This is a genomic window from Pontibacter burrus (genome assembly GCF_010686685.1).
GTDB classification, from domain to species: domain Bacteria; phylum Bacteroidota; class Bacteroidia; order Cytophagales; family Hymenobacteraceae; genus Pontibacter; species Pontibacter burrus.
This window is the reverse complement of the sequence record NZ_JAAGWD010000005.1, coordinates 74251-97744: the sequence shown is the minus strand read 5'-3', so window position 1 is coordinate 97744 and position 23494 is coordinate 74251. Positions and strand designations below refer to the sequence as shown.

The following is a 23494-nucleotide window of genomic DNA, read 5'->3' as shown; positions in this document are numbered from 1 at the left end:
AAAATCATCTATTAACCTGCCGCTTAGCTGGCCGTTTTAACATCGATTTCATTAGAGCTCTTCACGCACAAACTCCTGCAAAGCAAATGCACACATCCAAGTAAAGCTATACACCGTTATACAGTTCAGATGCCGGTAAAGGCTTTTAGTGGTAAAGCAGAAAACAATAAAAATGAGTATAACTCACTTCATTAAATTAAGCATTCTATGAAATGGCAAGGCAGAAGAAAAAGTAGCAATATAGAAGACCGGAGAGGCCAGTCAGCCGGTGGTTTCGGGGGTGGCAGAGGCATAAGTCCCATGCCGCTTGTCCCTTTGTTCAGGCTCCTTTTCTCAAAAGTGGGGCTTATTATAGTGGCCATACTGGTGGTGCTGATGTTTTTGACTGGCACCAACCCTATTGCGCTCCTACAGCAGTTTTTGGGTGGAGAACCTCAATACGCACAGTCAGTAGATTACCAGCCAAGTCCTCAGGAGCAGGCACTGGAAGACCAGACGGCGGTTGTGCTGGCAGATACGGAAGATGTCTGGAACAAGCTGCTAGATGGATATAGAGAACCCACCTTAGTATTTTACTCCGGGCAGGTAAGTTCTGCCTGCGGACTTTCCTCTTCAGCCACAGGACCATTTTATTGTCCGGGCGATGAAAAGCTGTATATCGATCTGAGCTTTTTTAGTGAAATGGAAAACAAGCTTGGTGCTAAAGGGGATTTTGCCCAGGCCTATGTGGTTGGCCACGAGGTAGGGCACCATATCCAGAAATTAATGGGAACCATGGACCAGGTAAACGCTATGCGTAGCAGGTTATCCGAAACCGATTTTAACAAACTGATGGTACGGTTAGAACTACAGGCCGACTTTTATGCTGGTGTGTGGGCGCACCATACTCAGCGGGCAACAGGTTTTATGGAACCCGGCGACCTGGAAGAAGCCCTGAATGCTGCCAGTGCCATCGGCGACGACCGCCTGCAGAAGCAAGCTACAGGTAGAGTTGTGCCCGACTCCTTCACGCACGGAACCTCTGCCCAGCGTGTGCGTTGGTTCAAAAAAGGCTTTGATACAGGTGATGTGTCGCAGGGCGATACTTTTAATGCCACTGAGCTATAGTTCAGCAGCAGGGTTTTGGTAGAACAGGTTCTTCCCTGAAGAGTGAAGCTATAGGAATAGATTGGAGGCATTAACAAAACGAGCCTGTTTGCTTAAAGAATTTATCAAATTAAAAGCCGCTCCATTTTATATGAGGCGGCTTTTCAATTTCAATAGATCAAAGGATGAAACCATTAGATTGAAGTAATTTTTGGGAACTGATTCCGAAAGGCACGTTGATTTATGAAAATGTTTTACCTTCGGTACATCAAATTATGCTATTCAACTTGAGCGCTTCTTTAACTTTATTCACCGGCAGCTTTACTTCCAAAGCTATTAAAATAACGCTTACATTACTGGCTTTTGCAGCCTGGTTTTCGACTTATAGTTTCGGGCAATCTACACCTGAAGCTGATTTTCTGAGAGCCCGGGAAATTGCTTTTAAAGAGAAGAACTATAGACAGGCCATCCAACTATGCAAACAGGTATTGCAGCAGGACCCGCAGTACATAGATGCCCGTATTTTGCTGGGCCGACTGCATTACTGGAACGGCGCCGCCGACTCTGCTATAGCTGAACTAAATAAGGCGTACGGGCAGATGCCTGCTTACGAAGATGCGGCGCAGGCTTTAGCAGATGTGCTATATTTTGAGAAACAATACGACGAAGCGCTTCAGTACCTTTCAGCCGGCTTAACACAACATCCGCAGTCGCGGGGGCTGATGACCCGGAAAGCTACCGTACTGGCAGCGAAGGCCAACTATAAGCAAGCCTATAGTGTAGCAGACAGCCTTTTAGCAGGCGACCCCAACAATGACCAGTTGCTTGCCTTAACCAGCCAACTACGCGAGTATAGTTATGAGAACCGCTTAGAGCTAACCTACGACTATACCTATTTTGACGAGCAGTTTGCGGATGCCTGGCATTTGGCAGGTATCAGTTACGGCAGGCAGACTAAAATAGGTCCTGTAACCGGACGTGTGAACTACGCCAACAGGTTTGCTACCAAAGGCTGGCAGTTTGAAGCGGATGCTTACCCGAGGCTTTCCAGGACATTCTATACCTATACCAGTTTTGCTTACTCTGCCGATCTGCCAGTTTTCCCGAAAGTGAGAGCGGGGTTGTCGTTGTACGCCAATTTGCCGAAGGCCTGGGAAGTTGAAGCGGGAGCCCGGTTTCTGCGTTTCGATGAGTCTCTCTGGTCATATACTTTCTCGGTGAGCAAGTACATTCAGAACTTCTGGATTAATGGAAGAACCTTCCTGACGCAGGGAAATAACAGCGTAGCAAACGCCTATAGTTTAACCACACGCTATTACCTGAAAGGAGCTGATAACTACGCCTCGCTTATAGTTGGCTGGGGCGTGTCGCCGGATGACCGCTCGCAGGCTGTAAGGTTAAACAGCAATGAGAAACTACAGTCGTTCCGGATAGGGGGCGGCTACAGGTTTGCAGTTGCCAAGCGACACATTTTCTCCTTGAACAGCACTTATGAAAACGTAGAATACCAACCCGAAACAAAAGGCAACCAACTGAATATTTCTACACTTTACCAATTCCGGTTTTAAACTATAGTTTGCTTAAGCTTTGGGAGCTTCGGTTGGAGCCGTGTTAAAGCCCTGGCGCGTCATTTCGCCCCACGAGTTTTTCTTGCGCAGCAAATCCCAGATGCCTTTGATAGATGACCACACTACAAACGGGTGAAAAGCGAAGGGCTCAACTATAGCTGTCAGGATAAGTTTGCGTAGTTCGCCCCGCTTTTTGTACTGGTTAAAGGTAGCCACTTCCATCAGTATCGCAAACGTAGAAAATAGCCAGCCAAAGATCAGGATGAAGGCCGTCAGCACGGCAAAGAATGGCCAGTTAATGTAGCCCATAAACGCCAGAATCAGGAAGATCACGAAACCGGTAAACTCAATAATAGGCGCGAGAAGCTCATAAAACAGCCAGTAAGGATAGCTCATCAAGCCCAGTACGCCATACTTCGGGTTCAGGAAAAGCTTGCGGTGCATGCTAAGCGTTTCGATGGTTCCGCGCATCCAGCGGTTACGTTGCCTGCCCAAGATCTGGTAGCTGGCCGGTGCTTCTGTCCAGCACAGTGGGTCTGGTATGAAGGCTACTTTATACGGAATTTTACGGTCTGCCATGTAGCGGCGCATACGCACTACCAGCTCCATGTCTTCGCCAACGGTATTATGGTTGTAGCCACCGGCATCAATAGCTACCTGCCTGTCAAACGCGCCAAACGCACCGGAAATCAGCAATAACCCATTCAGGTTGCTCCAGGCCATGCGGCCAAGCAAAAACGCCCGGATATATTCCAGTGCCTGCACGCGTGGCAGAAAATCTTTCGGTAAGTTAACGTCTATCAGTTTCCCGTTTTTGAAGACGCAGGAATTGGCAATTCGCACTACGCCACCTGTTGCAATTACCTTTTTATCGGTCTGGTCCATGAAAGGCTTTACAAGCTTCAGCAACGCATCCTGCTCCAAAATGCAATCCACATCAATGCAAACCAGATACTGATTAGTAGCCAGGTTTATGCCGGAATTAAGCGCATCGGCCTTACCGCCATTTTCCTTATCAATAACCAGTAGCTTGCTGTATACCGGGTTGGTGCTTTTATAAACGGCTTTTACCTTTTTGGTTGCCAGTTGCTGGTGGTAGTTCAGCTGCACAGGCTCCAGTTGATAGGCCTGAATCAGCTTTGCCATCGAGTCGTCTTTGCTGCCATCGTTTATCACGATCAGCTCCAGGTTGTTGTAGTAGATGCTGAGCAGCGAGCGTACGTTTTCGATGATGTTGGCGCCTTCGTTGTAAGCCGGGGCCAGGATGCTGACCGATGGCGCAAAAGGAGAGGATGCCAGCAGGTTATAGTTAGTGAGGCGGCTGCGGCGGAGGTATTTAACTGCTTCAACTATAGCCAGTGTACCCAGGAAAATATAACAACTCAGCATGGAAACAGCATAGATCAGCAGTCCATAGTGAAACAGATTGTATAAAAACGCCATGTAGTAATTCGGTATTTGGGTTAGCTAAAAGTCTGAACTATAGTTTGTTTATGCTTGCTGTTGCAGGTGCTGCATGGTTTTCATGGCAGCCAATCGTACGCTTTCGTCTGGCGCTAACTGTAGTTCCTGCAGAAAAGGCAGCTCGCCTGCGGTACCTGTTTTCATCAATCCTGAAAGGATTGTTAGCTGCAGAACCTTGCAGCTTTCGTTGGTATAGTGCGTTCGTAGGGCGGTAGCAGCTGGTTCAGATGGGATCTCACCCAAACAAGCGATGGCCTGTCTGCGCACGGCATCATCCGGGTGGCTTAAGCAGGAAATCACATCATTCTGAAACTGGGTGGCATGCTGCTCGGCAATGAGCTTAAGCGTGAACTGCACCACACTTGGGTTAGGAGAGTTGAGCCAACTGGTAACTATAGTTTCGGAAGAAATTGGTTGGTTTGCCAGTAACTGTAGCAGCTTAATCTGGTGCCATTCAGTAAGCGGGTACTTCAGGTTTTCGAAGAAGGAGAGGCCTTCGTATTGTAGAAGGTATACTAAAGCAATCTGTGCCTCCATACGCACCATCGGGTGACGGTGGTTGGCTAACGGATAGATCTCGTCGATGTAGGCTTTCTGCTCCATTACGGCCAGTTCCTGAATGCCTTTGGCCTTTTCAAACCACCTGCCGTTGCGCATATCGTACGCCGAAAGTCTGTCTAGCTGCAGCTCGTTGTACAGCTTGATGAGGTTGTCGCCAGATTGGCCGCTCAGGTCATTTTTCAAACGGATCAATTCGGCTAACAAGGCTTTCCGGGCAAAGCGGCGATGTACCAATGGTTTTATGTCTTCAGGTATCTCAAAGCGTTGCTGCTTGTCGGCGTCCTGCAGAATAATGCTCACCAGCCAGTATTTAAACTGTTGCTGCAGTTGCGCCTCCCGGTTGGAAATGTTCTTTTTCGCCAGCATAATGTACAGCATGGCGCCGATCAGGGTAATAATGATCGTGGCGAGCACACTGATAGCGATAAAAAACAGCTCGATGCTGGTAAAGCGCGCTAACTGCTGAAGTGCTGTAGAGAGGATTGAAGTCACTTGTTTTACCAACTATAGTTAAGAAGTCCGCAGCGAGAACCGCTTTACACGCAGGGCCAGTTCGTTCGGGCTGAAAGGTTTTGTAATGTAGTCATCAGCGCCTAAAGTAAAAGCCTCAAGCACCACATTTTCCTGCCCCATGGCCGACAACACGATCACCGGAATGTTAGCATTCAGCTTCTTCACAGCGCTCAGCACTTCCAGCCCCGACGCAAACGGCATCATAATATCCGTAATAACCAGATCCGGCGTAACTTCTGTTAACTTCGCAAGCGCATCCTGGCCATTTTCTGTACTGATCACTTCGTGCCCGTCTTTCACCAGACGAAATTCCATGGTGGCCAGCGTAATCGGCTCGTCTTCTGCAATTAAAATCTTCATGGTAACTATGCGTCTGTTTCTGTTAGGGATAGATATGCTTCTACTTCTGTTGTAATGGCTGGCATAAGTGCTCTGTATAAAGCAAGGCATTTTTCAATCTGCGGCTCAAATACATGCAGGTGTTCCTGCTCCGGAGCTTCTTCTTCCATCAAAAGTATAAGCTGGTATAGTTCATTGATCTGGATGGCCGAAAGGCTGCCCTTAATTTTATGTGCTTTCTCCAGAAACTCTACTTTGTTATTGACGCTTGCCAGTGCTTTCAGCTCATTCAGGTACTCCGGTAGATTACTCGTGAAAAGTGCCAGAATACGTTTTATGAAATCTGTATTCTTTAATTGCAGTAAATTGGTAATGCTATAAGGTTTTTCAGCCGCGTTACTTGCTATAGTTTCAACAGTGGATGCTATAGTTGCAGGCTCGGCCTGTATCGAAACAAAACGCTCCAGGGTTTTTGCCAGGTCGTTGATAGAGAACGGTTTGGCCATGTAGTCAGAAGCGCCGATCTCGAGGCAACGGTCGCGTTCGTTTCGCAACACGCTGGCTGTCAATACAACGATAGGTGTCTGTAGTTGCAGCGTTTGCCGGATGTAAGCAGTTGCCTGGAAGCCATTCATCACCGGCATGCGCAGGTCCATAAAAATAATGTCGAATTGCTCGCCGGCATGTAGCAGGTCCACGGCTTCCTGGCCATTGTTCGCAATAACCGCTTCCATTTTATGCTGATGCAGTGAAGACGTAAGTACCGCCTGGTTGATCTCGTTGTCTTCTACTATAAGCGCACGTTTTCCGCTATAGTCTTTTTTAACAAAAGCTGTGGCCGCCTGGTTGTTGGTAACTACAACATTGCTGGTATCGTGGGCAATGCCATAGTTTATTGTGAAGGTAAAGGTGGTGCCTTTGTCTTTTACGCTTTCAACCGCAATCTCGCCACCCTGTAACTCGATCAGCCTTTTGGTAATGGCCAGTCCAAGTCCGGTACCGCCATACTTGCTCGAAATATCAGTAGACTCCTGCGTAAAGTTTTCGAAGATCGTTTCCAGCTTATTGGTATCGATGCCTATACCTGAATCGCTAACTATAAACTCAACTATAGCCTGGTCTTCTGTCTCGTTAAGCAGCGTCGCTTCCAGACGCACAAAGCCTTTCTCTGTAAATTTCACCGCGTTACTCAGCAGATTATTCAGGATCTGGTTTAAGCGGTGCGGGTCGCCGGTCAGGAATCTTGGAATGAACGGGTCAGCAGACACAGCCAGTTTAATACCTTTTTCCCTGGCTTTTTCGCGAAACAACATAGCGGTACCCGCAATGGTGTCATTAAAATCAAACGTCAGTTTTTCTATCGTCAGCATGCCTGCTTTTATTTTAGAAAGGTCCAGAATATCGTTAATCAGATTTAGTAAAGTGTCAGAAGAATGCTTGATAACCTGGAGGCGTCCTTTCTGGTCTGGTTGCAAAGAAGAAGAAGTTAAAAGCAGGTTTACCATGCCAATAATGCCATTCATAGGGGTGCGCAACTCGTGGCTCATGTTAGCCAGAAACTGCTCCTGCAATCGCTCTGCCTGCTCGGCATTTTCGCGGGCTTCCACCAACTGCTGCTGGTGCTTTATCTGCTCGGTAATATCTTTAAACAACGTACAAACCCCGAATAGCTGTTTCTGGCGGTCGTAAAGCGGAAATTTGGTGATTTCCATTTCCAGCACCTGGCCGTTTTGCAATACCACCTGCTGCTGCCATTCTTTCGAGTTCAGGTTGCTGCCGCCGTCGGCATCATAAGTAGCTAAAAACTCCACCAACACCGGTGCATCATCTAAAACGGCCTGTAAACTATAGGTTGGCACATCGCTTTCTTCTAAATCAAAAAGCTGATGAAATGCTTTGTTAGAGAAGATGTGCTCGCCCTGTGTGTCTTTGATCAGAACTGCCTGTGGAGAGTAGTCGAGAATAGCTTTAAAGCGCGACTGGTATTCCTCTTTCTCGGCGTTTGCGATTTTTACGGCTTCTTCGCTGAGCTTGCGCTGCGTAATGTTTTTGGCGGCGCAGCAGATGCCAATAATGGTGCCGTCGGTGTCTTTTACCGGGAAATAGGTAGAAATGTAGTAGGCTTCTCCGTCAGCTAACGGGAAAGTTCTTTCCACTTCTATCTTCTTACCCTCAAGTACCTGGTTATAAATTACTGCGATTTTTTCTAATTGATCATCAAACAGCTTGCGGAAATCATCTCCCGGTTTACAATCTACACCGTAAGCCTGCTGTATAATGCTATAGGCGTGGTCATTTAGTAGTACCAGTCTATAGTTCAGATCAAGTAAATAGATAGCTTCCTGAGAACTGCTCAGGATGGCCTGCATATTTTTTTCAGACTCTTTTAACTTTAGCTCTGCAGCCTTTCGCTGGGTAGAAGCGGCTCTTTTTTCCTTTTCCTGTTGCCAGCTTTTCCAGATGGCATATAGCAGCAGGATGCCAAAAAAGATAACACCTACGGTTAGTACCCGGTTGGTGGCCTGCACAGCTGTTTTACTCTCTTCTTTCTGCTGTGCTAACTGTGCTCTGGCATGTGCGTGCATAATATCAGCATGGTACCTGATTTTATCCATGTACTGCATGCCAATATTCGTTTTGAAAAGGGCCATAGCAGCATCGTGCCCCTGCTGTCGTTTTATCTGAATGACTTTGGACGAGAAATCTGCCTTTTTCTTCAGGTAATAGGTTAAAGAGTCGAGGTTCCGTTTCTGAATTTTATTACCACTAGCCATTAGTTCCAGCTGGCTGATAACAACATCCAGGCTCTCGGCTGCGTCTTTCAGTGGCTTTTCATAAGAATCAAGGCCAGTTAAAAGGAACCCGCGCGAGCTCGTTTCATAGTCCTTCATCAGCGAGATGGTTTTCTCGATCTGATAAATTTCCTCCTGAGACTGTAGTACCCACTGCGCTAGCTCATTCTCTCTTTCCATGTTGTAAGAGATACCAAAAATGAGCGCAAAAAATATGAATAGGCCTGATACAAATCCGGTTAATAAGCGCTGATTTCCCTTCGTTCTGCTTATCAGTTCTTGGCGTTTTAGCATAACGTATGGGACTCTTGTATTTGTTGATTCATGAACAATTCTGACTATTTGCGCACCTATTCAATATTTTGAAAGAAGGTAAGAACTAAAATTTTATAAGTAGCAAAATTAAAATTAAAATTGTTCCCTGACAGAATGTTTAATTTAATTTATTGACATGACCATACCAGTTAGGCTTCTAGGCTTATAACATTTGGTATTGAAACTGTTTAAATGAATATAGGACAGCCAATCTGTGATGCTAATTATATTGGTGGAATGGATTGCACTATAGGCAGATAATTGTACCTGTATTTGCACATATCCTATCTAAAATGCAACCCGTTTTTTAGGATAATTGCGATATGCCGTAGGGTATTACCCTTAAGCCAACATGTTATAGTGCTTCAGTAAAAATTGGAGAATATCGGTTCTTGTGGTTAATTCAGATAATAGGCCGGAAACACAGAGTGGAGTACATTTTGATACTCTGTGAGCCACTGTGGAATTTAACTACTTTAAAAAATATAAAGCGGAAATAAGAGTGGAGTGCCTATACTAAACTTGTGTATGTATTTCTGCTTGTGCTGCTATAAGCTCTACACTGTTTAGACCTCTATAAAAAAATAAAGCGGGATAGGAGTTCACCTATACCGCTTTATCTTAACTTTCAGAACAAGCTAATCTACTGAACCAATTGTTTCACCTTTAGATGAAATTCTGGCATCAATCATCTTTACTGAGGTAATTCAGGCGGAGCCATTCGTTGGGTTCGGGTTGTAATGGCCCCTAAGAATGCTTCCAGTTGCTGTCTTTCTTCCAGTGTCAAGTCAAGCTTGCGCAGAAGCGGTGATGGGATAGGTCGCATAGCCTCATCAACCTGTACATGTCTTTGGATAGGAGCGGGGTTGCCCAGGTTATAAAACTCAATCACATCTTTAAGAGACGGGAAATTGCCATTATGCATCCATGGACCTGTTAAAGCAGTTTCGCGCAGAGAAGGTGTTTTAAAAGCGCCTATATCTTCTCTTTTCTTGGTTATATGGTATCTTCCAAAATCTTCCATTTTCGAGCCATATAAAGCCTGCCCGTCGTTGTGGAATTTATTATCCGAGAACAAGGGCGTGTTATGACAATTGATACAGCCAGCTTTTGTCCGGAAGAGGTGAAGCCCTTTAATTTCCTGATCCGTCATGGCTTTGGAGTTGCCGGAAACAAAAGAATCGAAGCGGCTGGAGTTGCTTACAATCCCACGCTCAAAGGTTGCAATGGCTTTCTGAATTTTGTCAAGCGTTATTTCATCAGAGCCGTAAGCTTCTTTAAACTTTGACTTATATCCTTTTATCGCTTTAATGTTCTTAACCATTGCCTTCAGGCTATGGGCCATTTCCACTTTATCCTGCACCGGAAACTGGGCCTGGTCTTCCAGGGAAGGTGATCTGCCATCCCAAAAAAACATTTCATAAAACCCTGTATTTATAATCGTCATGGCATTACGCTTCCCGGTCTGACGGTCGTGCCCGAAAGATACACGGCGGCCATCGCCCCAGCCTAATTCCGGATCATGACAGGAAGCACATGCAATTTGCCCTGATAAAGAAAGTCTCGGGTCGAAGAACAGGGTTTTGCCCAGCAATTCTTTTTCCTTAGAATAAGGATTGTCTGCAGGGTACTCTGGCCTACCTAATTTACCAATGTCCCGAAAACCATCTTTAACGCTGGGATCAATTTGAGGAGCAGGCCAGTTTGACGGATCTCCACTATAGAGACGGCGAAGATCTTCTACCGAATAAGCAGGTTCATGGCCATAATCAACAAAGGAAACCAGTGCAAAACAGGCAAATGATAAGCCTAGTTTTAACAGGTTACGTTTCTTTTTTACATCCATGTTACAGGGCTAAAGTTACTGTGCTTATTTTGTAGGTCCTTGCAACAGAAGCAGGACCACCAATAGCAGTTTCATTGAAGTTAACTACCACGTCGATCAGCCCGGTTTCTTCGTTATAAGTGCCCTGGCCACTGATGCCAATTTTAAAAGTAGAACCATCCGCTCTGGTTACCACCACATCCTGTGGAATCACATTTACTTTTCCTTGTTTAGCTCCTGCAGCAGACGGAATTAGTTCTAATGTTCTTTCTGAATTAATCTTAGCAGTTTTAATATTGGTTGAGCCTATCTGCGAGCTGTATAACTTTACCATGTTAAATAAAGCTACGCCACTTTCTGCTACTGCATTGTTCACAAAGCCAAGTACAGCGGCATCATCTTCTGCCAGTGCCGTGAAGTTACTGGCTACAGTCTGCCAGCTGGCGCTTTCTGTGTTATGGTAATAAACCTTAGGCTGGTAATAAATATTGCTTGGGTCTGCCCATGTGCTGGCAGGAGAATAAGGTTTCAGGGTTAAAGTAAATTCAGGGATCGTACCTAAGGTAATTGGTTGCATGCTCGAGTCGAAGGAAATTTTAACTTCCTGGGTTGTTCGGGCAAGTGATGGAAGGGCCTCTACCTGTAGTGTTACCTGCAGCGGACTTTCTTTAATCGTCTGGCTAACGATACGGAAATCCTTGTCTATTTCAGCTGATTTTGAAGTATAGTTTAGTTTCAGGCGTTCTTCCAATTCAGCTTTTGTGATAGGTGCATCAACGTTTATAACTATAGTTGCCGATTTTGAGGTTGAGTTTCTGTCAATAACAACGGCCTCCTCAGCAAATGACAATCCTACGGTAGCAGTCGGTGCAGGCTCAGTGTCTTTTTCGCATGCTGTTGCAAGAAACAGCACTAGGAATATCAACAGGTAGCGGTTCATCATTCTCGTCATGATTTAAAAATTTTAAGGTGAAATAATAGAGGTTAGTTTAGTTAGTATCCGGGGTTCTGGAGTAGTTTAGGGTTTACATCAGTTGTTGCTTTTGGCAGGGGCAATATCAACCGATAATCCTCATAAGGCAGGCTGCATACCTGGGCGCTGCAATCCATTCTATTAATGCCTTGCTTTCTGCGTAACAGGTCGTAATGTAGGTTTCCTTCAAAGGCAAGTTCCTTTCGACGCTCAAGTAAAATGGCATTAAGTAATGCTGTCTTATCTGTTATGTTCAGTTCCTCTGCTACTGCATCAGCCCGAAGCCTGATCAGGTTCAGGTCTTGATTGGCCTGCTCCAGGTTACTTAATTCAGCTGCTGCTTCTGCCCGTATCAGATACATTTCTGATAGCCTTAATAGCTTAATGTTGGTCGCGTTAACACCTCCTCTGCCATATTTTTTGGTGAAATAGTAGAGGGTTCCATTTATCTCTTTACTATTAAACAGGCTTTGTGCGCCGCGTATATCCGTGTCAGAGTAAAGTGAAAGCAGGTCATTGGTAGCTGCAAAGGTTAATTTGCTGTCCAATAAATCATAGTAACTGCCCAGGCTGGTGCCAGAAAAGTTAGGACCTATAGCTAGTTCAAAAATAGACTCTGAGCTTGGTGTAGTTGCTGACCAACTGCTGGTATAGTTATTTGTAGATACCAACTGATACTGTTTACTACCGATAACTTCATCAGCCAATTTGTAAGCATTCTGCCAGTCGCTTTTATAGAGATAAACCTTGGCAAGTAATGCTTTTGCAGCGTTTGAGTTAAAAAAGTATTGACTGTTTCCACCAAACACCGGATTGCTGTTTTCAAACAAGGCAAGAGCAGTAACAATATCTTCTTCAATAGCAGCATAGGTTTCTGCTACTGTAGACCGCTCCGGAAGTGGATCAGTATATAATCGTGTTTTAAGATTTACCACTATACCAGGGTGGCTGGCATTTGCAGTATGAGTGTAAGGTCTGGCGTACAACCTTGCCAGATCGAAGTGTAGCAATGCGCGCAACATACGTGCTTCTGCCAAAACCCGGTTTTTATCTTTTTCGGTTGCGTAAAGGGTCGTTGGGGTATACTTGATAATGTTGTTAACTGTATTGAGTATACTATACAAAGCACTATAGGTATCTTGCATAGTGCCTTCCAGGGCTGTCTGCCTGAAATTAAATTCTTCGTACAAAAAATCCGTTTGCCGATTTACGTAGTGGCTGTTGCCGGCAGTAATATCCGGATACAGCATAAGGCGGGCATTGTATGTCTCAATTTTAACTAAGGAACCATAAGCACCAGCCAGAGCAGTTTTAACACCATCCAAATCTTTGAAGGTCTCTTCTTCCGATAGTCGATCTCTCGGTTCTTTCTCCAGTAAGCTCTCACACCCGACCAATAATGGCAGGCAAATAAAAAAAGCCAGAATATTTTTTCTATTAAACATGATAGTCAGATTAAAGCCCAATTCTTACACCTCCTGTTACCGTCATCATTTCAGGATATATAAATCTTACTTCAGCAATGCCATTTCTGCCTTCAGGGCTCTTCTCCCTATACCAATAAAGTAGGTTGGATGCATTTGTAAACACTGAAAGGTTTTTCATGCGCAGCATACCCGTTATGTGCTCCGGTAACTGATAGGAAAGCGCAACGTTCGATAATTTTATATGTGAAAGGTCATGCACATAGCGTGATGAATTGCTGACAATGGATCTTGGGAAGTAAAGTTTTGGCACGTTGGTTATATCGCCTGGTTTCTGCCACCTGTCGAGCAGGTTAATGCTCTGGTTGCGGTGGTCCAGGTTCCGTCCGTCAGACTGAATAGAATAATCAGCCAGGAAGCTGGCGCCATAAGAGTAAATGATGTTAAAGCTAAAGGTGATAGTTTTATAGTTAAACGTATTTACTAAGCCACCTTCAAAAAGTGGTAATCTATCGCCAATAACCATGCCTTCAGAAATTGGAAGTACATTGGTTTCTTTCGCGGTCAGCTTATTGCCGTTTTTATCATAAAACCATTCTTCACCTGAGTCCGGGTCTACACCACCCCATTCGTAGCCCCAAATACTTCCTGTGCTGGTGCCAACTTTTGTTACAGACGCGCTGGTTGCCGCAGAGTACTGGCTAAGGAAACCATAGTTAAATGCTGTGATTTTGTTGCGGTTTAAGCCAAAATTAAAGCTGCTTGTCCAGTTAAGGTTTTGATTCTGAATGTTTGAGCTGTTAACGGTAAGTTCAAACCCGCGATTTTGCATGGTACCCGTATTGGCAGAAACACCTTTGAAGCCTATTTCGTGTGACACTTCTATAGTTGATATCAGATCCTTAATCGTGTTCTGATAAACCTCTGCAGTAATATCAATCCGGTTAAAGAATGTGGCATCCAATCCAAAGTTAAGTTTTATGCTTCTTTCCCAGCCCAGGCCAGGGTTAGGGGCTGCTGAGCCATCTGGCACTGAACCAGTGTTACCGTTGTAATTAGAAGTTCCGGTGAAGGCATACAAGCCTCTCGCGGCATAAGTACCTATTCTTGAATTCCCTGTAGAACCATAGCTGGCTCTGAAACGAAGGTGGTTGAGTACATCTGTGGGCTGCAGGAAGGATTCTTTTGTCACGATCCAGCCTAAACCTATAGAGCCGTTCAGGGCTACCTGCTTATCTCCTCCAAACGCTGAAGACTTATCAGCCCGGGCGTTAACGTTAAAAAAATACTTCTTATCAAAACTATAGCTGGCCTGTGAATAATAAGATAACGTAGCTTTTTCATTTTTGGAAGAGGCGGATTGCTGTGTTTCGGCCTGGCTGAGCTCGCGCATACGGTCATAGGTAAAACCAGAGCCATACCCGTTCAGCAGGTTTGTTTCCTGATCCTGCATCTGTGTGCCGGCAATTACATTAACACTATGTCGTGCAAGAAACGTCTTATCATACATGCCCTGCATAAAAGCAATCCAGCCCAGATTTTTTCTGTCATAAATGCGCAGCGCCCCATTCAGGTTTCGCCCTGTTGCATTGCGTGCAGATCTAAACTGCGTCTCCTTTTTATCATAGTAGTCAGTACCCAATGTGCCGGAAAAACTCAGTGCATCTGTTACTTTATAGTTCAGACTAGTGGAGCCCATAAAAGATACTCCTTCATGATAATCCTCGTTTTGCTCCTGTACTGCAATCGGGTTTGCCACTTTCATATCGGGAAGCTCGTTCGGGTCCCCGTTCTCATTGTAAGGCGCAATATTTGGTGGCAGTATAACTCCTCCAAAACTGTTTACCCCAGACTGGCGCGTAAAGGCTGGACTTATTTTGATGCCTAAGTCAAATTTATTGCTGAGCTTGTGGTTAAGGCGCAGGTTAACAAACAACTTGCTCAGCTCATTTCCTCTTGAGCTGGATTTCTGGTTCATATAGCCAGTAGAGAAACGATAGTTTGTAGCTTCGTTACCGCCGCTTAAACTAAAGTTGGCATTCTGGTAGCTTCCATTACGATTGAGCAGATCAAACCAGTCCGTATCTATAGTGCTGCTTCCGGCTCGCAGTTCGGCTGTTTTAACGGGCAGCTTGTTGTTTATATATGCTTCCCGGAGAACTTCATAATACTGTGGCCCGCTCAGGTACTTAAATTCGTTGATGAATGTTGAAACTCCCGTCGAGTAGTCGAAGTTTACCCTTGTTTTACCCGCAGTACCGGCCTTGGTAGTAATTATAATAACTCCATTTGCAGCATCGGCACCATAAATTGCAGAAGCTGATGCATCCTTAAGCACAGAGATGGACTGTATATCCTGTGGGTTAATGTTAGATAAGGGGTTCAGGTAGTTTTCATTATTAAAACGCGTACTTTCATCACCACGCTGCTGCTCATACATTGGCACCCCATCCACTACATATAAAGGCTGTGTTGATGTATTTCGTTTTCCACCAAAACTGGTGATAGAGTTCTGGCCCCGAATGTTCACTTTGACCGGCTTGTTTGGTTCAGTGGATGTTTCTACCTGTACACCAGCAATCAGGCCCTGCATCATTTTGTCAAAGCTTTCAATAGGTCTGTCTACCTGTAGCTCCCGCGATGTAAGCTGGCTGATGCTACCTACCACTTCTTCACGGCGTTTTTCGCCCTCATAAGAGCTGGTTACCACCACCTCTTTCAAAGAATGGGTATTTTGTTCCAGTGCTACCTCAAACCTGCTCTGGCTACCTACCACTACTTCTTTGGTACGCATGCCCATAAAGCGGAACTCCAGTACAGTAGCTGGTATATTTTCTTTTACAAGCCTGAAAGAAAACTCCCCGTTAAGGTCTGTAGAAGTGGCTTTATTTGTCCCTTTTACAATTACCATTACGCCGGGTAGTGGAGAATTATCTTGCTTGTCAACCACAACGCCGTTTATTATTCTGGTATCAGCTACATTCAGAGTCGTCTTTCTCTTCCTGATGGTTATTGTGTTATCGTTCTGCAGAAAATCTACACCAGCCAGAGAGCCAATCTCACGGAATGCATTAAAAAGACTACCGTTAAAAGTGATGGAGATCTTTTGTTCCAGGTCCAATTCTGTTGCATCATAACTAAAGCTCATGTCAATCTGCTTTTCAAGATCGCCTAAAACGACCCGGATCGGCTCTTGCTTTACGTTAATGCTAACATTAATCTTTTTCCAGTCTCTGGTCTGTGCATATGTAACATGGCAGGATAGACCCAGCAAGCACGTAAATAGCAACAGGTAAAAACGATTGAAATTTTTTCTGTGAATGGCGAGATTTACCATGATCTATTTGATAATAACTGTATCCTGCTGAATGGTGTATGATAAGCGTTTAGCATAGCAGATGCTTTTTATAACTGCTAAATAGTTTTCGTTATGAAAGCGACCGCTGTAGCTCCAGTTTTCGTTTGGGCTTTTGTTTATGAGTACAATGCCATAGTTCTGAAACAGCTTATCAGATACTTCTTTAAATGAAGCGTCCCGGAACAACAGAATCCCGTCCTTCCAGCTTACCAGGTCCTCAGCAATAAAGCTGGATGTGGTCAGGGTATTAGCCGCTTCTGAATATGTGATTTGCTCGTTCGGCTTCAGTATGATTTCCTGTTTTAAATCAGTGACTCCTACTTTAATACTGCCTTCTACCAGCGCTACTTCTATCTTCTCTTCGTCAGGCTTAAATTTTATATTGAATTTGGTGCCTAGTACTGTTGTAGTCAGTTTATGAGCCCGTACAATAAAGGGCTTCTGGGGATTCTCTGCGATTTCAAAGTATGCTTCTCCGTCTAACTTTACTTCCCGTGTTTCTCCTCGAAAGGACTTGGGATAAGTAAGTGTACTGTTAGCATTAAGTGAAATGGTAGACCCGTCTGTTAACTGTATCGTGCTGCGCTGGCCCGGCGGGTTATAGATGGTTACCCATTCTGTTGGAGCGGCTGCTGGAGTTGTTAGTGGTTTTCTTAAAATAAATACAAGCAATACAGCAGCACAGGCAAGTGCTACCACTGCCCAACGTTTTGTGTTATGGAGCCTGAATTTCGTTGTTTCGAATTCCTGTACTTGTGGGGCAGAAGTATCAGCTTCAAACTGAATGAAGTCCTGAAGGCGTTTATACTCTGCTTCAAATTCTTCCTGCGGCAGCCTGATGTGTAGCATGTCCACCAGGTTCTCTGCAGTCATCACCTCATCAATCATTTCAGGATGACGACTTATCCAGTTCTCCCAGAAATTTATGGCCGTTTCATCAGTTCTTAAGCGATAACTGATGAATGACTCATCTGCTGCAAAATCTTCAGCTTTGTATAAAGTATAGTCCATTCTATCTGCGGGGAGTTGCCTTTATACAGCAGTGTCAGATAGTTGGAGTTTTTACCAGACTTTTTTAGAAAAAATTTAAAACGTCGCTAGATGCAAATAGAAAGGGGATAAGAGCCTTCATGTGATGACGTAAACGCTTTAGCGCTTCGTAGATATGGTTGTAAACCGTGCGCGTCTCAATAGAGAGAATAGAGGCTATCTGTTCAAATGTAAGCTCTTCATAAAACTTTAGCCGGATGATTTCAAACTGGGTTTTGGAAAGCTTAGTAAGCACTTGTTGCAGTTTAATGCGTGTGGCTTCGTCTGTTTGTAGTTTTACTAAGATATCCTCATAACAAGCCTCCTGAAGGTTATCTGATGCATGGTCATCACTCTCCAGTAACTGGTCGCTCAGGTTCACACGTTTTATTTCTTTTAGGATCTTACGCTTCAGGTATGTGAACAGGTATGAACGACTATTGGAAACACCTTGTACCCGGTGACGTCCGTTCCAGATCTCACAAAACATTTCGTGTATACAATCTTTCACTACCTCGCGATCGGCGTGCACACGGCAGCCAAACGCATAAAGCTGCTGATACTGATTCTGATACAGTGTCATAAATGCAGCTTTGTCGCTCTGTCTTATTTTATCCCAGAGTTCGGTATCCACAAGGTAAGAGTAAAGTTGTTTCGAATAGATTGAGTTTTGTAAAACCTGTAAATCTGCACTATAAGAGCAACAGATATAGTATTTAATCTATCAATGTAGATGGTAAAGTTTTGAAATGCAAACAGAAAACGGAATTTAACATGCACAAATGCTAATAAATATGTGCAGAATGGGATAGGTTATTTTCTAACAAATTAATGTACAATAATATCGAGTAAAGCCTGCTAATGTTTTAAGTACAACTATAGCATACAGGTACCTTATGCTGTATGCTATAGTTGTGTACCGGAATGTGAATTCGAACAGGTTATGTACTTATATAAAAAGAAACAGCCATGCTACTCTGATCATTATGAGTGTGCATGACTGTTTATATCAGCTAAAGCGAAGTGCGTGATTCAGGTTGGCGTCCATCTATCGTATCCGCCTGCTATAGTTTGGTTCCAGTTTATCTCAACAAGTCCGGAGGAACCAACTATAGATGCAGCAACCAACTATAGCTATAGTTTCATCTTCATCTTCATGAAGACGCAGTTAATCGCTCATCCTGATTTACTAATTGTTCAAGTAAGGCTTCTACTTTTTCAGTTTCTACCAGCAAATGGTCTTGTTGGCCCTGGGTAGCATTTTTTGCAACGCGCCCCTGCGATTTACATATAATGTAATTGTAATCCAGCTTCAGTTTAGTAGCAATATCAAAGAAAGGCTCAATCACAAAGCCTTCATTAAATATCTCGACGAGCTTGGTTCCGGGCTGGCAGAATAGCATACTGATCAGACCTGCACCTGTGGGAGAGAGTATAAATTTGGCACTGGAGAACAGTTGTATCTTATCGGCGATGGATAGTTTGCTGGAAACGATCGTATTGAAGCCATATTGCTGGAGGACCTGCTGCAGTTCATCTTCGTTCAACACATTTCGGATACTGGAGTCTTTTCGGCTAATGAACAGGAAAGGCCCTTCTGACTCTACCTGATGATCATGTGCAACAGCTGTTGCAGGTACAAACGCCTGGCGCATGTACGTTATGAGCCATTCTGGCACCAGCGTATAGTTTCCTCTCGGCGCAGTGGAAGCAATCAAGCGGTCTGCTATCAGGTGGGTATAGTTCTCCCCGGAAATGATTTTCTCTTTGGGAATGCCAAGTATTTCAAGCGTCTCAATCTGGTAGCTGTACCTGGTACTGGGCACCAGGAAATAATCAACCTGTTCAAACAGCCTGCTTTTCTGCAGCAGGTGTAGTCTCGGAAGCACATCCAGAAACCAATGCCCAATGTTATTTATACCAGCACCACCTGACAGCATGGTAAAAACAGTGCCGTTGAATTTAACCGGCTCCGTAAAATAGCTTTGCCTGAAAATGTTGTTTTGCTGCGGACTTACTACTTTCCCATCGATTAAACTAAGCGAAACATTATCAACCAGTTTACCTTTTTGGGTAACAACAGCAATGCTGCATTCATTGTCTGTATGAAGTCTGCCGTTGGGTACTTCTACCACCACATAATCCGTGATTACACTTCGCTGCGGTTTCCAGTACTCAGAGCACGCCTGGTAAAGCTCTTCTGATATATCCAGTGTGGTAACATGATTCGGATAAATGCTGTGGATAATAACACCTTCGTCAGAGGTTTGGGTGTCTGCTATAAGTGATGGAATTGTATAAACTCCGTTTGGCCTTAAGTAAGTACGGTAGGGTACAAAACGCTTTGCAAACTTATTTGCACGTCGGGCTACCTTTTGCAGGATTATTTTTGATTTCATAGAGGGCGGGCATAGCTTACGTTCAACATGTCAACTGAGTACTTTCAACGATATTGTACTATATAAGTTGGTATAGATATAGGAAGAATTCTAAATTTATTATGGCAGGTGTATATTGCCTGAAAACCAGGCGAAGTTACCAGAGTACAAGTAAGCTTATAATTATGTTCAGTTGCGCTGTAAAGCCATTTTATAGTTCTGATTTTCAGTCTTTAATACCTGCATTGCATTTTGGAAATAGAACTGTAGTTGCTATCTTAAATTTCACTACTTTGACCCGACAACAGGAAACCAAAACCAAATGACCCGACTTATACTTGGAGCAGATATTGGAGGCACTCACATCACAACTGCCCTTGTTGATCTTTCAACCCCTAAGATCCTGCACGAAACGATGACTCGTCAGCCGGTGGCTGCAAATGGAAGTATAGCCGATATTATTGCCAGTTGGAGCAGTGCCATGCTTACAACTATAGGGAAACATAAGACTGAGATCAAAAAGGTTGGTATCGCCATGCCGGGCCCGTTCGACTATGAAAATGGCATTGCTCTGATGCAGAACCAGGACAAGTATGACGCTCTGTATGGTGTAAATGTAAAAGAACTGCTGGCCGGGGCTTTGCAACTGGATACTCAAAACATCCGATTCCAGAACGATGCCCCCTGTTTTTTGCTGGGTGAAGCTTTTGCCGGTGCAGCGCAAGGATACAACAGGGTCAGTGGTTTAACCTTAGGTACCGGACTGGGATCGGCAACTACAGTTGGCGGCAAATCCTGGGACGCTAATCTTTGGGATACCCCTTTCCGTGATGGCATTGCCGAAGAATATTTAAGCTCACGCTGGTTCGTAAAACGGTTTTATGAACTGAGCGGCAGGAAAGCGGCTAATGTGAAAAGTATAGTAGAGCTGTTGCCAACCGAGCCAAAAGTGCAGGAGTTGTTTGCCGAGTATGCCGATAACCTGGCTACTTTTTTAGGCGATTTCGTGAGGCAAGAACAGCCGGAAGTAATTATACTGGGCGGCAACATTGCAAAGGCTTTCAACTTGTTTGGCGATGCCTTGCAGGAGAAATTACTAGCGCAACGAATGACAATACCTGTAAAAACAGCTCAGTTAGGTGAAGAAGCTGCTTTGCTGGGTGCTGCCAGTTTGTGGCAGGTGCCAGCAAACCTATAGTTTATAGTTTCCGGAAATAAGCCTACCTTTAAATATCACCTTAAATTTTAATACTTGCCCTAACTCTTAAACGAATGAAGAAACTTGTACTGTCTGTTCTGCTGCTTCCGCCGCTGCTAACCTTTGCACAAACCAAACAGTCACCCAACCTTGTAAAGTATGTGAACCCTATGATCGGTACGGCCAAAATGGGCCATACATATCCGGGCGCAACTGTGCCCTTTGGTATGGTGCAGCTGAGCCCAGACACCGATACGATACCCTATGAAGTGAACGGCAAGTATAACAAGGATGTATACAAATACTGCGCCGGCTACCAGCACGATGATAAAACGATAGTTGGTTTCAGCCACACCCACTTCAGCGGCACCGGCCACTCCGACCTGGGCGATTTCTTGATAGCGCCAACTACAGGTAAACTGCAACTAAATCCTGGCACCGAAGATAAACCGGAAAGCGGTTACCGCTCGGCTTTCTCGCATGCCAATGAGGTAGCCGAACCAGCTTACTACAAAGTTAAACTCGACGACCACAACATCCTGGCAGAGCTTACAGCCACCAATCGCGTGGGTATGCACCAGTATACTTTCCCGAAATCCGACGAGGCGCACATTATCCTGGACCTGATGTCGGGTATTTACAACTATGATGGCAAAACCACCTGGACCTTTGTGCGCGTGGAGAACGACACTCTGATCACCGGTTACCGCCAGACAAACGGCTGGGCGCGTACCCGCACAGTATACTTTGCGATGGCTTTCAGCAAGCCTTTCTACCAGTATGGCAACAAAGATTACTCCGAGGCGCAGGTATATAAAGGTTTCTGGCGCAAGTTCGACCAGACCAAAAACTTCCCCGAGTTTGCCGGCAAAAAGCTAAGAGCCTACTTTGATTTTAAAACAGAAGAAGGAGAGAAGATCAAGATCAAATTTGCCTTGTCGCCGGTTAGTACCGAAGGCGCTTTGGCCAACATGCGGGCTGAAATTCCGCATTGGGATTTTGACAGAGTAAAACGCGAAGGACAGGCCGCCTGGAACAAGGAACTGAACAAAGTGGTAGTTGATGCCGGCAAAGATGATTTGGTAAATTTCTACACCGCCATGTACCATGCCTTTTTAGGCCCGACTACCTATATGGATGTGGATGGAAAGTACAGAGGGCTTGATATGAACGTGCACCAGGCCGATGGCTTTACCAACTATAGCAGCTTCTCGCTTTGGGATACCTACCGTGCTCTGCATCCGTTGTTCACCATCCTACAGCCAGCCCGCAACAACGACATGGTAAAATCGATGTTAGCACACTACGACCAGAGCGTGCACAAAATGCTGCCTGTGTGGTCGCACCACGCCAACGAAAACTGGTGCATGATTGGCTACCACTCGGTGCCGGTAATTGCCGATATGGTGATGAAAGGAATATCCAATTTTGATGCTAACCGCGCCCTGGATGCCTGTGTACAAACCGCTCGCACCCGCTACTACGATGGACTTGGCTACTACATGGATATGGGTTACGTACCTGAAGACAAGAATGGTTCTTCGGTATCTAAAACACTGGAGTATGCCTACGACGACTGGTGCATTGCCCAAATGGCGAAGAAGCTGAACCGCCAGGACATTTATGAAGAGTTTAGCAAGCGTGCTTTGAACTATAAAAATGTATACGATGCCAAATCCGGGTTTATGCGCCCGAAGTTGAGCGACGGTACCTGGAAGAAAGAGTTCGACCCACTGGACACGCACGGACAAGGCTTTATTGAGGGCAACTCCTGGAACTATAGTTTGTATGTACCACACGACCCGGCGCAGATGATCGCGATGATGGGAGGGAAGACACGCTTTGCCCAGCACCTGGATTCGCTCTTTACCATGGAACTGCCGGACAAATATTTCGAGAATACCGAAGACATTTCGCGTGAAGGTATTATCGGCAACTATGTGCATGGCAACGAACCATCGCACCACGTGCCTTTTCTTTACAACTGGACCGACCAGCCCTGGAAAACACAGGAGCGTACCCGCATGGTGCTTAAAGCCATGTATAAACCAACTGTAGACGGCCTAGGCGGGAACGACGACTTCGGGCAGATGAGCGCCTGGTACATCTTCAGCGCGTTGGGCTTTTACCCAGTAGCTCCCGGCTCTGACCAGTATGCTATTACCAGCCCGGCGATTAAATCGGCAACTATAAACCTGGAGAATGGCAAATCTTTTACCATCGAAACCAAAAACCAGAAAGACAGCAATGTGTATGTGCAGAAAATTGAGCTGAACGGCCAGCCAATCAACCGTACCTATCTGACACATGGGGAGATCATGCAAGGTGGTAAGATCACATTTTACATGGGCAGCAAGCCTAACAAAAAGCTGTTCGCTGTAGCACCCTAACAACTGAAACTATGGTTGCCACAAAACAAGAAAGCCTTTCCAATTCGGGAAGGCTTTCTTGTTTTGGAGGGTGAATTTCATGGCCTTAGTTAATTGCTTTTTCTCTACTAAGTTTACCCACCCCTAACCCCTCAGAGGAGGGGAATTACTCCATAAGCCTATCGTGTAAGACGTGAGCGTCTTCGCTCGTGTCGAACTATAGTTGGGCGTCCCGCCCATTGGATCACAGATCCACGAGTATAGTAAGTCACGGATCACAGATCCGCGCCAGCAAATAGGTT

The 23494-nt window shown here is 45.0% G+C and carries 15 protein-coding genes; 4 read left to right on the top strand and 11 right to left on the bottom strand.

Annotated elements, in window-relative coordinates:
- Nucleotides 1-207: 207 nt before the first annotated feature.
- Together ypfJ and GXP69_RS12030 are read left to right on the top strand one after the other, a co-directional pair.
- The gene (gene ypfJ / locus GXP69_RS12035) at nt 208-1107 is read left to right on the top strand and encodes a KPN_02809 family neutral zinc metallopeptidase (RefSeq protein ID WP_163915326.1); all 900 of its coding nucleotides are present in this window, start codon (nt 208-210) and stop codon (nt 1105-1107) included.
- A 266-nt stretch (nt 1108-1373) separates the two neighbouring features.
- The gene (locus GXP69_RS12030) at nt 1374-2654 is read left to right on the top strand and encodes a YaiO family outer membrane beta-barrel protein (RefSeq protein WP_163915325.1); all 1281 of its coding nucleotides are present in this window, start codon (nt 1374-1376) and stop codon (nt 2652-2654) included.
- 12 nt (nt 2655-2666) lie between these two features.
- On the opposite strand, the gene GXP69_RS12025 is transcribed toward GXP69_RS12030, so the two are convergent.
- The 11 genes from GXP69_RS12025 to GXP69_RS11975 all read right to left on the bottom strand — a co-directional run bounded on the left by GXP69_RS12025 (nt 2667) and on the right by GXP69_RS11975 (nt 19646).
- On the bottom strand, nt 2667-4097 hold the full coding sequence (locus GXP69_RS12025; protein WP_163915324.1) for a glycosyltransferase family 2 protein: 1431 nt from the start codon (nt 4095-4097) through the stop codon (nt 2667-2669).
- A gap of 48 nt (nt 4098-4145) precedes the next feature.
- Nucleotides 4146-5171, bottom strand: coding sequence for a HEAT repeat domain-containing protein (locus tag GXP69_RS19305; RefSeq protein ID WP_163915323.1), 1026 nt, complete (start codon nt 5169-5171; stop codon nt 4146-4148).
- 18 nt (nt 5172-5189) lie between these two features.
- Nucleotides 5190-5552: a response regulator transcription factor gene (locus tag GXP69_RS12015; protein ID WP_163915322.1), complete on the bottom strand. Its 363-nt coding sequence runs from the start codon at nt 5550-5552 to the stop codon at nt 5190-5192.
- 5 nt (nt 5553-5557) lie between these two features.
- On the bottom strand, nt 5558-8617 hold the full coding sequence (locus GXP69_RS12010; RefSeq protein ID WP_163915321.1) for an ATP-binding protein: 3060 nt from the start codon (nt 8615-8617) through the stop codon (nt 5558-5560).
- A 715-nt stretch (nt 8618-9332) separates the two neighbouring features.
- Nucleotides 9333-10484, bottom strand: a complete 1152-nt coding sequence (locus GXP69_RS12005; RefSeq protein WP_163915320.1) for a cytochrome-c peroxidase — start codon at nt 10482-10484, stop codon at nt 9333-9335.
- A gap of 1 nt (nt 10485) precedes the next feature.
- A complete protein-coding gene (locus GXP69_RS12000) occupies nt 10486-11415 on the bottom strand; it encodes a hypothetical protein (protein WP_163915319.1) in 930 nt (309 codons plus the stop codon).
- 41 nt (nt 11416-11456) lie between these two features.
- The gene (locus GXP69_RS11995) at nt 11457-12881 is read right to left on the bottom strand and encodes a RagB/SusD family nutrient uptake outer membrane protein (protein ID WP_163915318.1); all 1425 of its coding nucleotides are present in this window, start codon (nt 12879-12881) and stop codon (nt 11457-11459) included.
- Between the two features lie 10 nt (nt 12882-12891).
- Nucleotides 12892-16149, bottom strand: a complete 3258-nt coding sequence (locus GXP69_RS11990; protein WP_163915317.1) for a SusC/RagA family TonB-linked outer membrane protein — start codon at nt 16147-16149, stop codon at nt 12892-12894.
- 51 nt (nt 16150-16200) lie between these two features.
- The gene (locus GXP69_RS11985) at nt 16201-17229 is read right to left on the bottom strand and encodes a FecR family protein (RefSeq protein WP_163915316.1); all 1029 of its coding nucleotides are present in this window, start codon (nt 17227-17229) and stop codon (nt 16201-16203) included.
- A 64-nt stretch (nt 17230-17293) separates the two neighbouring features.
- Nucleotides 17294-17881 carry an RNA polymerase sigma factor gene (locus GXP69_RS11980; protein WP_163915315.1) on the bottom strand — a complete coding sequence of 196 codons (588 nt, stop codon included), beginning with the start codon at nt 17879-17881 and terminating at the stop codon, nt 17294-17296.
- Nucleotides 17882-18401: 520 nt separating this feature from the next.
- Nucleotides 18402-19646, bottom strand: a complete 1245-nt coding sequence (locus GXP69_RS11975; protein WP_163915314.1) for a glycosyltransferase family 61 protein — start codon at nt 19644-19646, stop codon at nt 18402-18404.
- A gap of 301 nt (nt 19647-19947) precedes the next feature.
- Between GXP69_RS11975 and GXP69_RS11970 the strand changes: the two genes are divergently transcribed.
- Both GXP69_RS11970 and GXP69_RS11965 read left to right on the top strand, forming a co-directional pair.
- Entirely contained in the window at nt 19948-20823 is an 876-nt protein-coding gene (locus GXP69_RS11970; RefSeq protein ID WP_163915313.1) for an ROK family protein, read from the top strand.
- Nucleotides 20824-20897: 74 nt separating this feature from the next.
- Nucleotides 20898-23213 (top strand): GH92 family glycosyl hydrolase, encoded by a 2316-nt coding sequence (locus GXP69_RS11965; RefSeq protein ID WP_163915312.1) that lies wholly within the window; start codon nt 20898-20900, stop codon nt 23211-23213.
- Nucleotides 23214-23494: the final 281 nt, after the last annotated feature.

Bases quoted from the DNA above. Each gene is read 5' to 3' on its own strand.
- GXP69_RS11975 (WP_163915314.1), bottom strand. From the start codon at position 19,646: ATGAAATCAAAAATAATCCTGCAAAAGGTAGCCCGACGTGCAAATAAG.
- GXP69_RS11970 (WP_163915313.1), top strand. From the start codon at position 19,948: ATGACCCGACTTATACTTGGAGCAGATATTGGAGGCACTCACATCACA.
- GXP69_RS12025 (WP_163915324.1), bottom strand. From the start codon at position 4,097: ATGGCGTTTTTATACAATCTGTTTCACTATGGACTGCTGATCTATGCT.
- GXP69_RS11995 (WP_163915318.1), bottom strand. From the start codon at position 12,881: ATGTTTAATAGAAAAAATATTCTGGCTTTTTTTATTTGCCTGCCATTA.
- GXP69_RS12010 (WP_163915321.1), bottom strand. From the start codon at position 8,617: ATGCTAAAACGCCAAGAACTGATAAGCAGAACGAAGGGAAATCAGCGC.
- GXP69_RS11965 (WP_163915312.1), top strand. From the start codon at position 20,898: ATGAAGAAACTTGTACTGTCTGTTCTGCTGCTTCCGCCGCTGCTAACC.
- GXP69_RS12005 (WP_163915320.1), bottom strand. From the start codon at position 10,484: ATGGATGTAAAAAAGAAACGTAACCTGTTAAAACTAGGCTTATCATTT.
- ypfJ (WP_163915326.1), top strand. From the start codon at position 208: ATGAAATGGCAAGGCAGAAGAAAAAGTAGCAATATAGAAGACCGGAGA.
- GXP69_RS12015 (WP_163915322.1), bottom strand. From the start codon at position 5,552: ATGAAGATTTTAATTGCAGAAGACGAGCCGATTACGCTGGCCACCATG.
- GXP69_RS11985 (WP_163915316.1), bottom strand. From the start codon at position 17,229: ATGGACTATACTTTATACAAAGCTGAAGATTTTGCAGCAGATGAGTCA.
- GXP69_RS12000 (WP_163915319.1), bottom strand. From the start codon at position 11,415: ATGACGAGAATGATGAACCGCTACCTGTTGATATTCCTAGTGCTGTTT.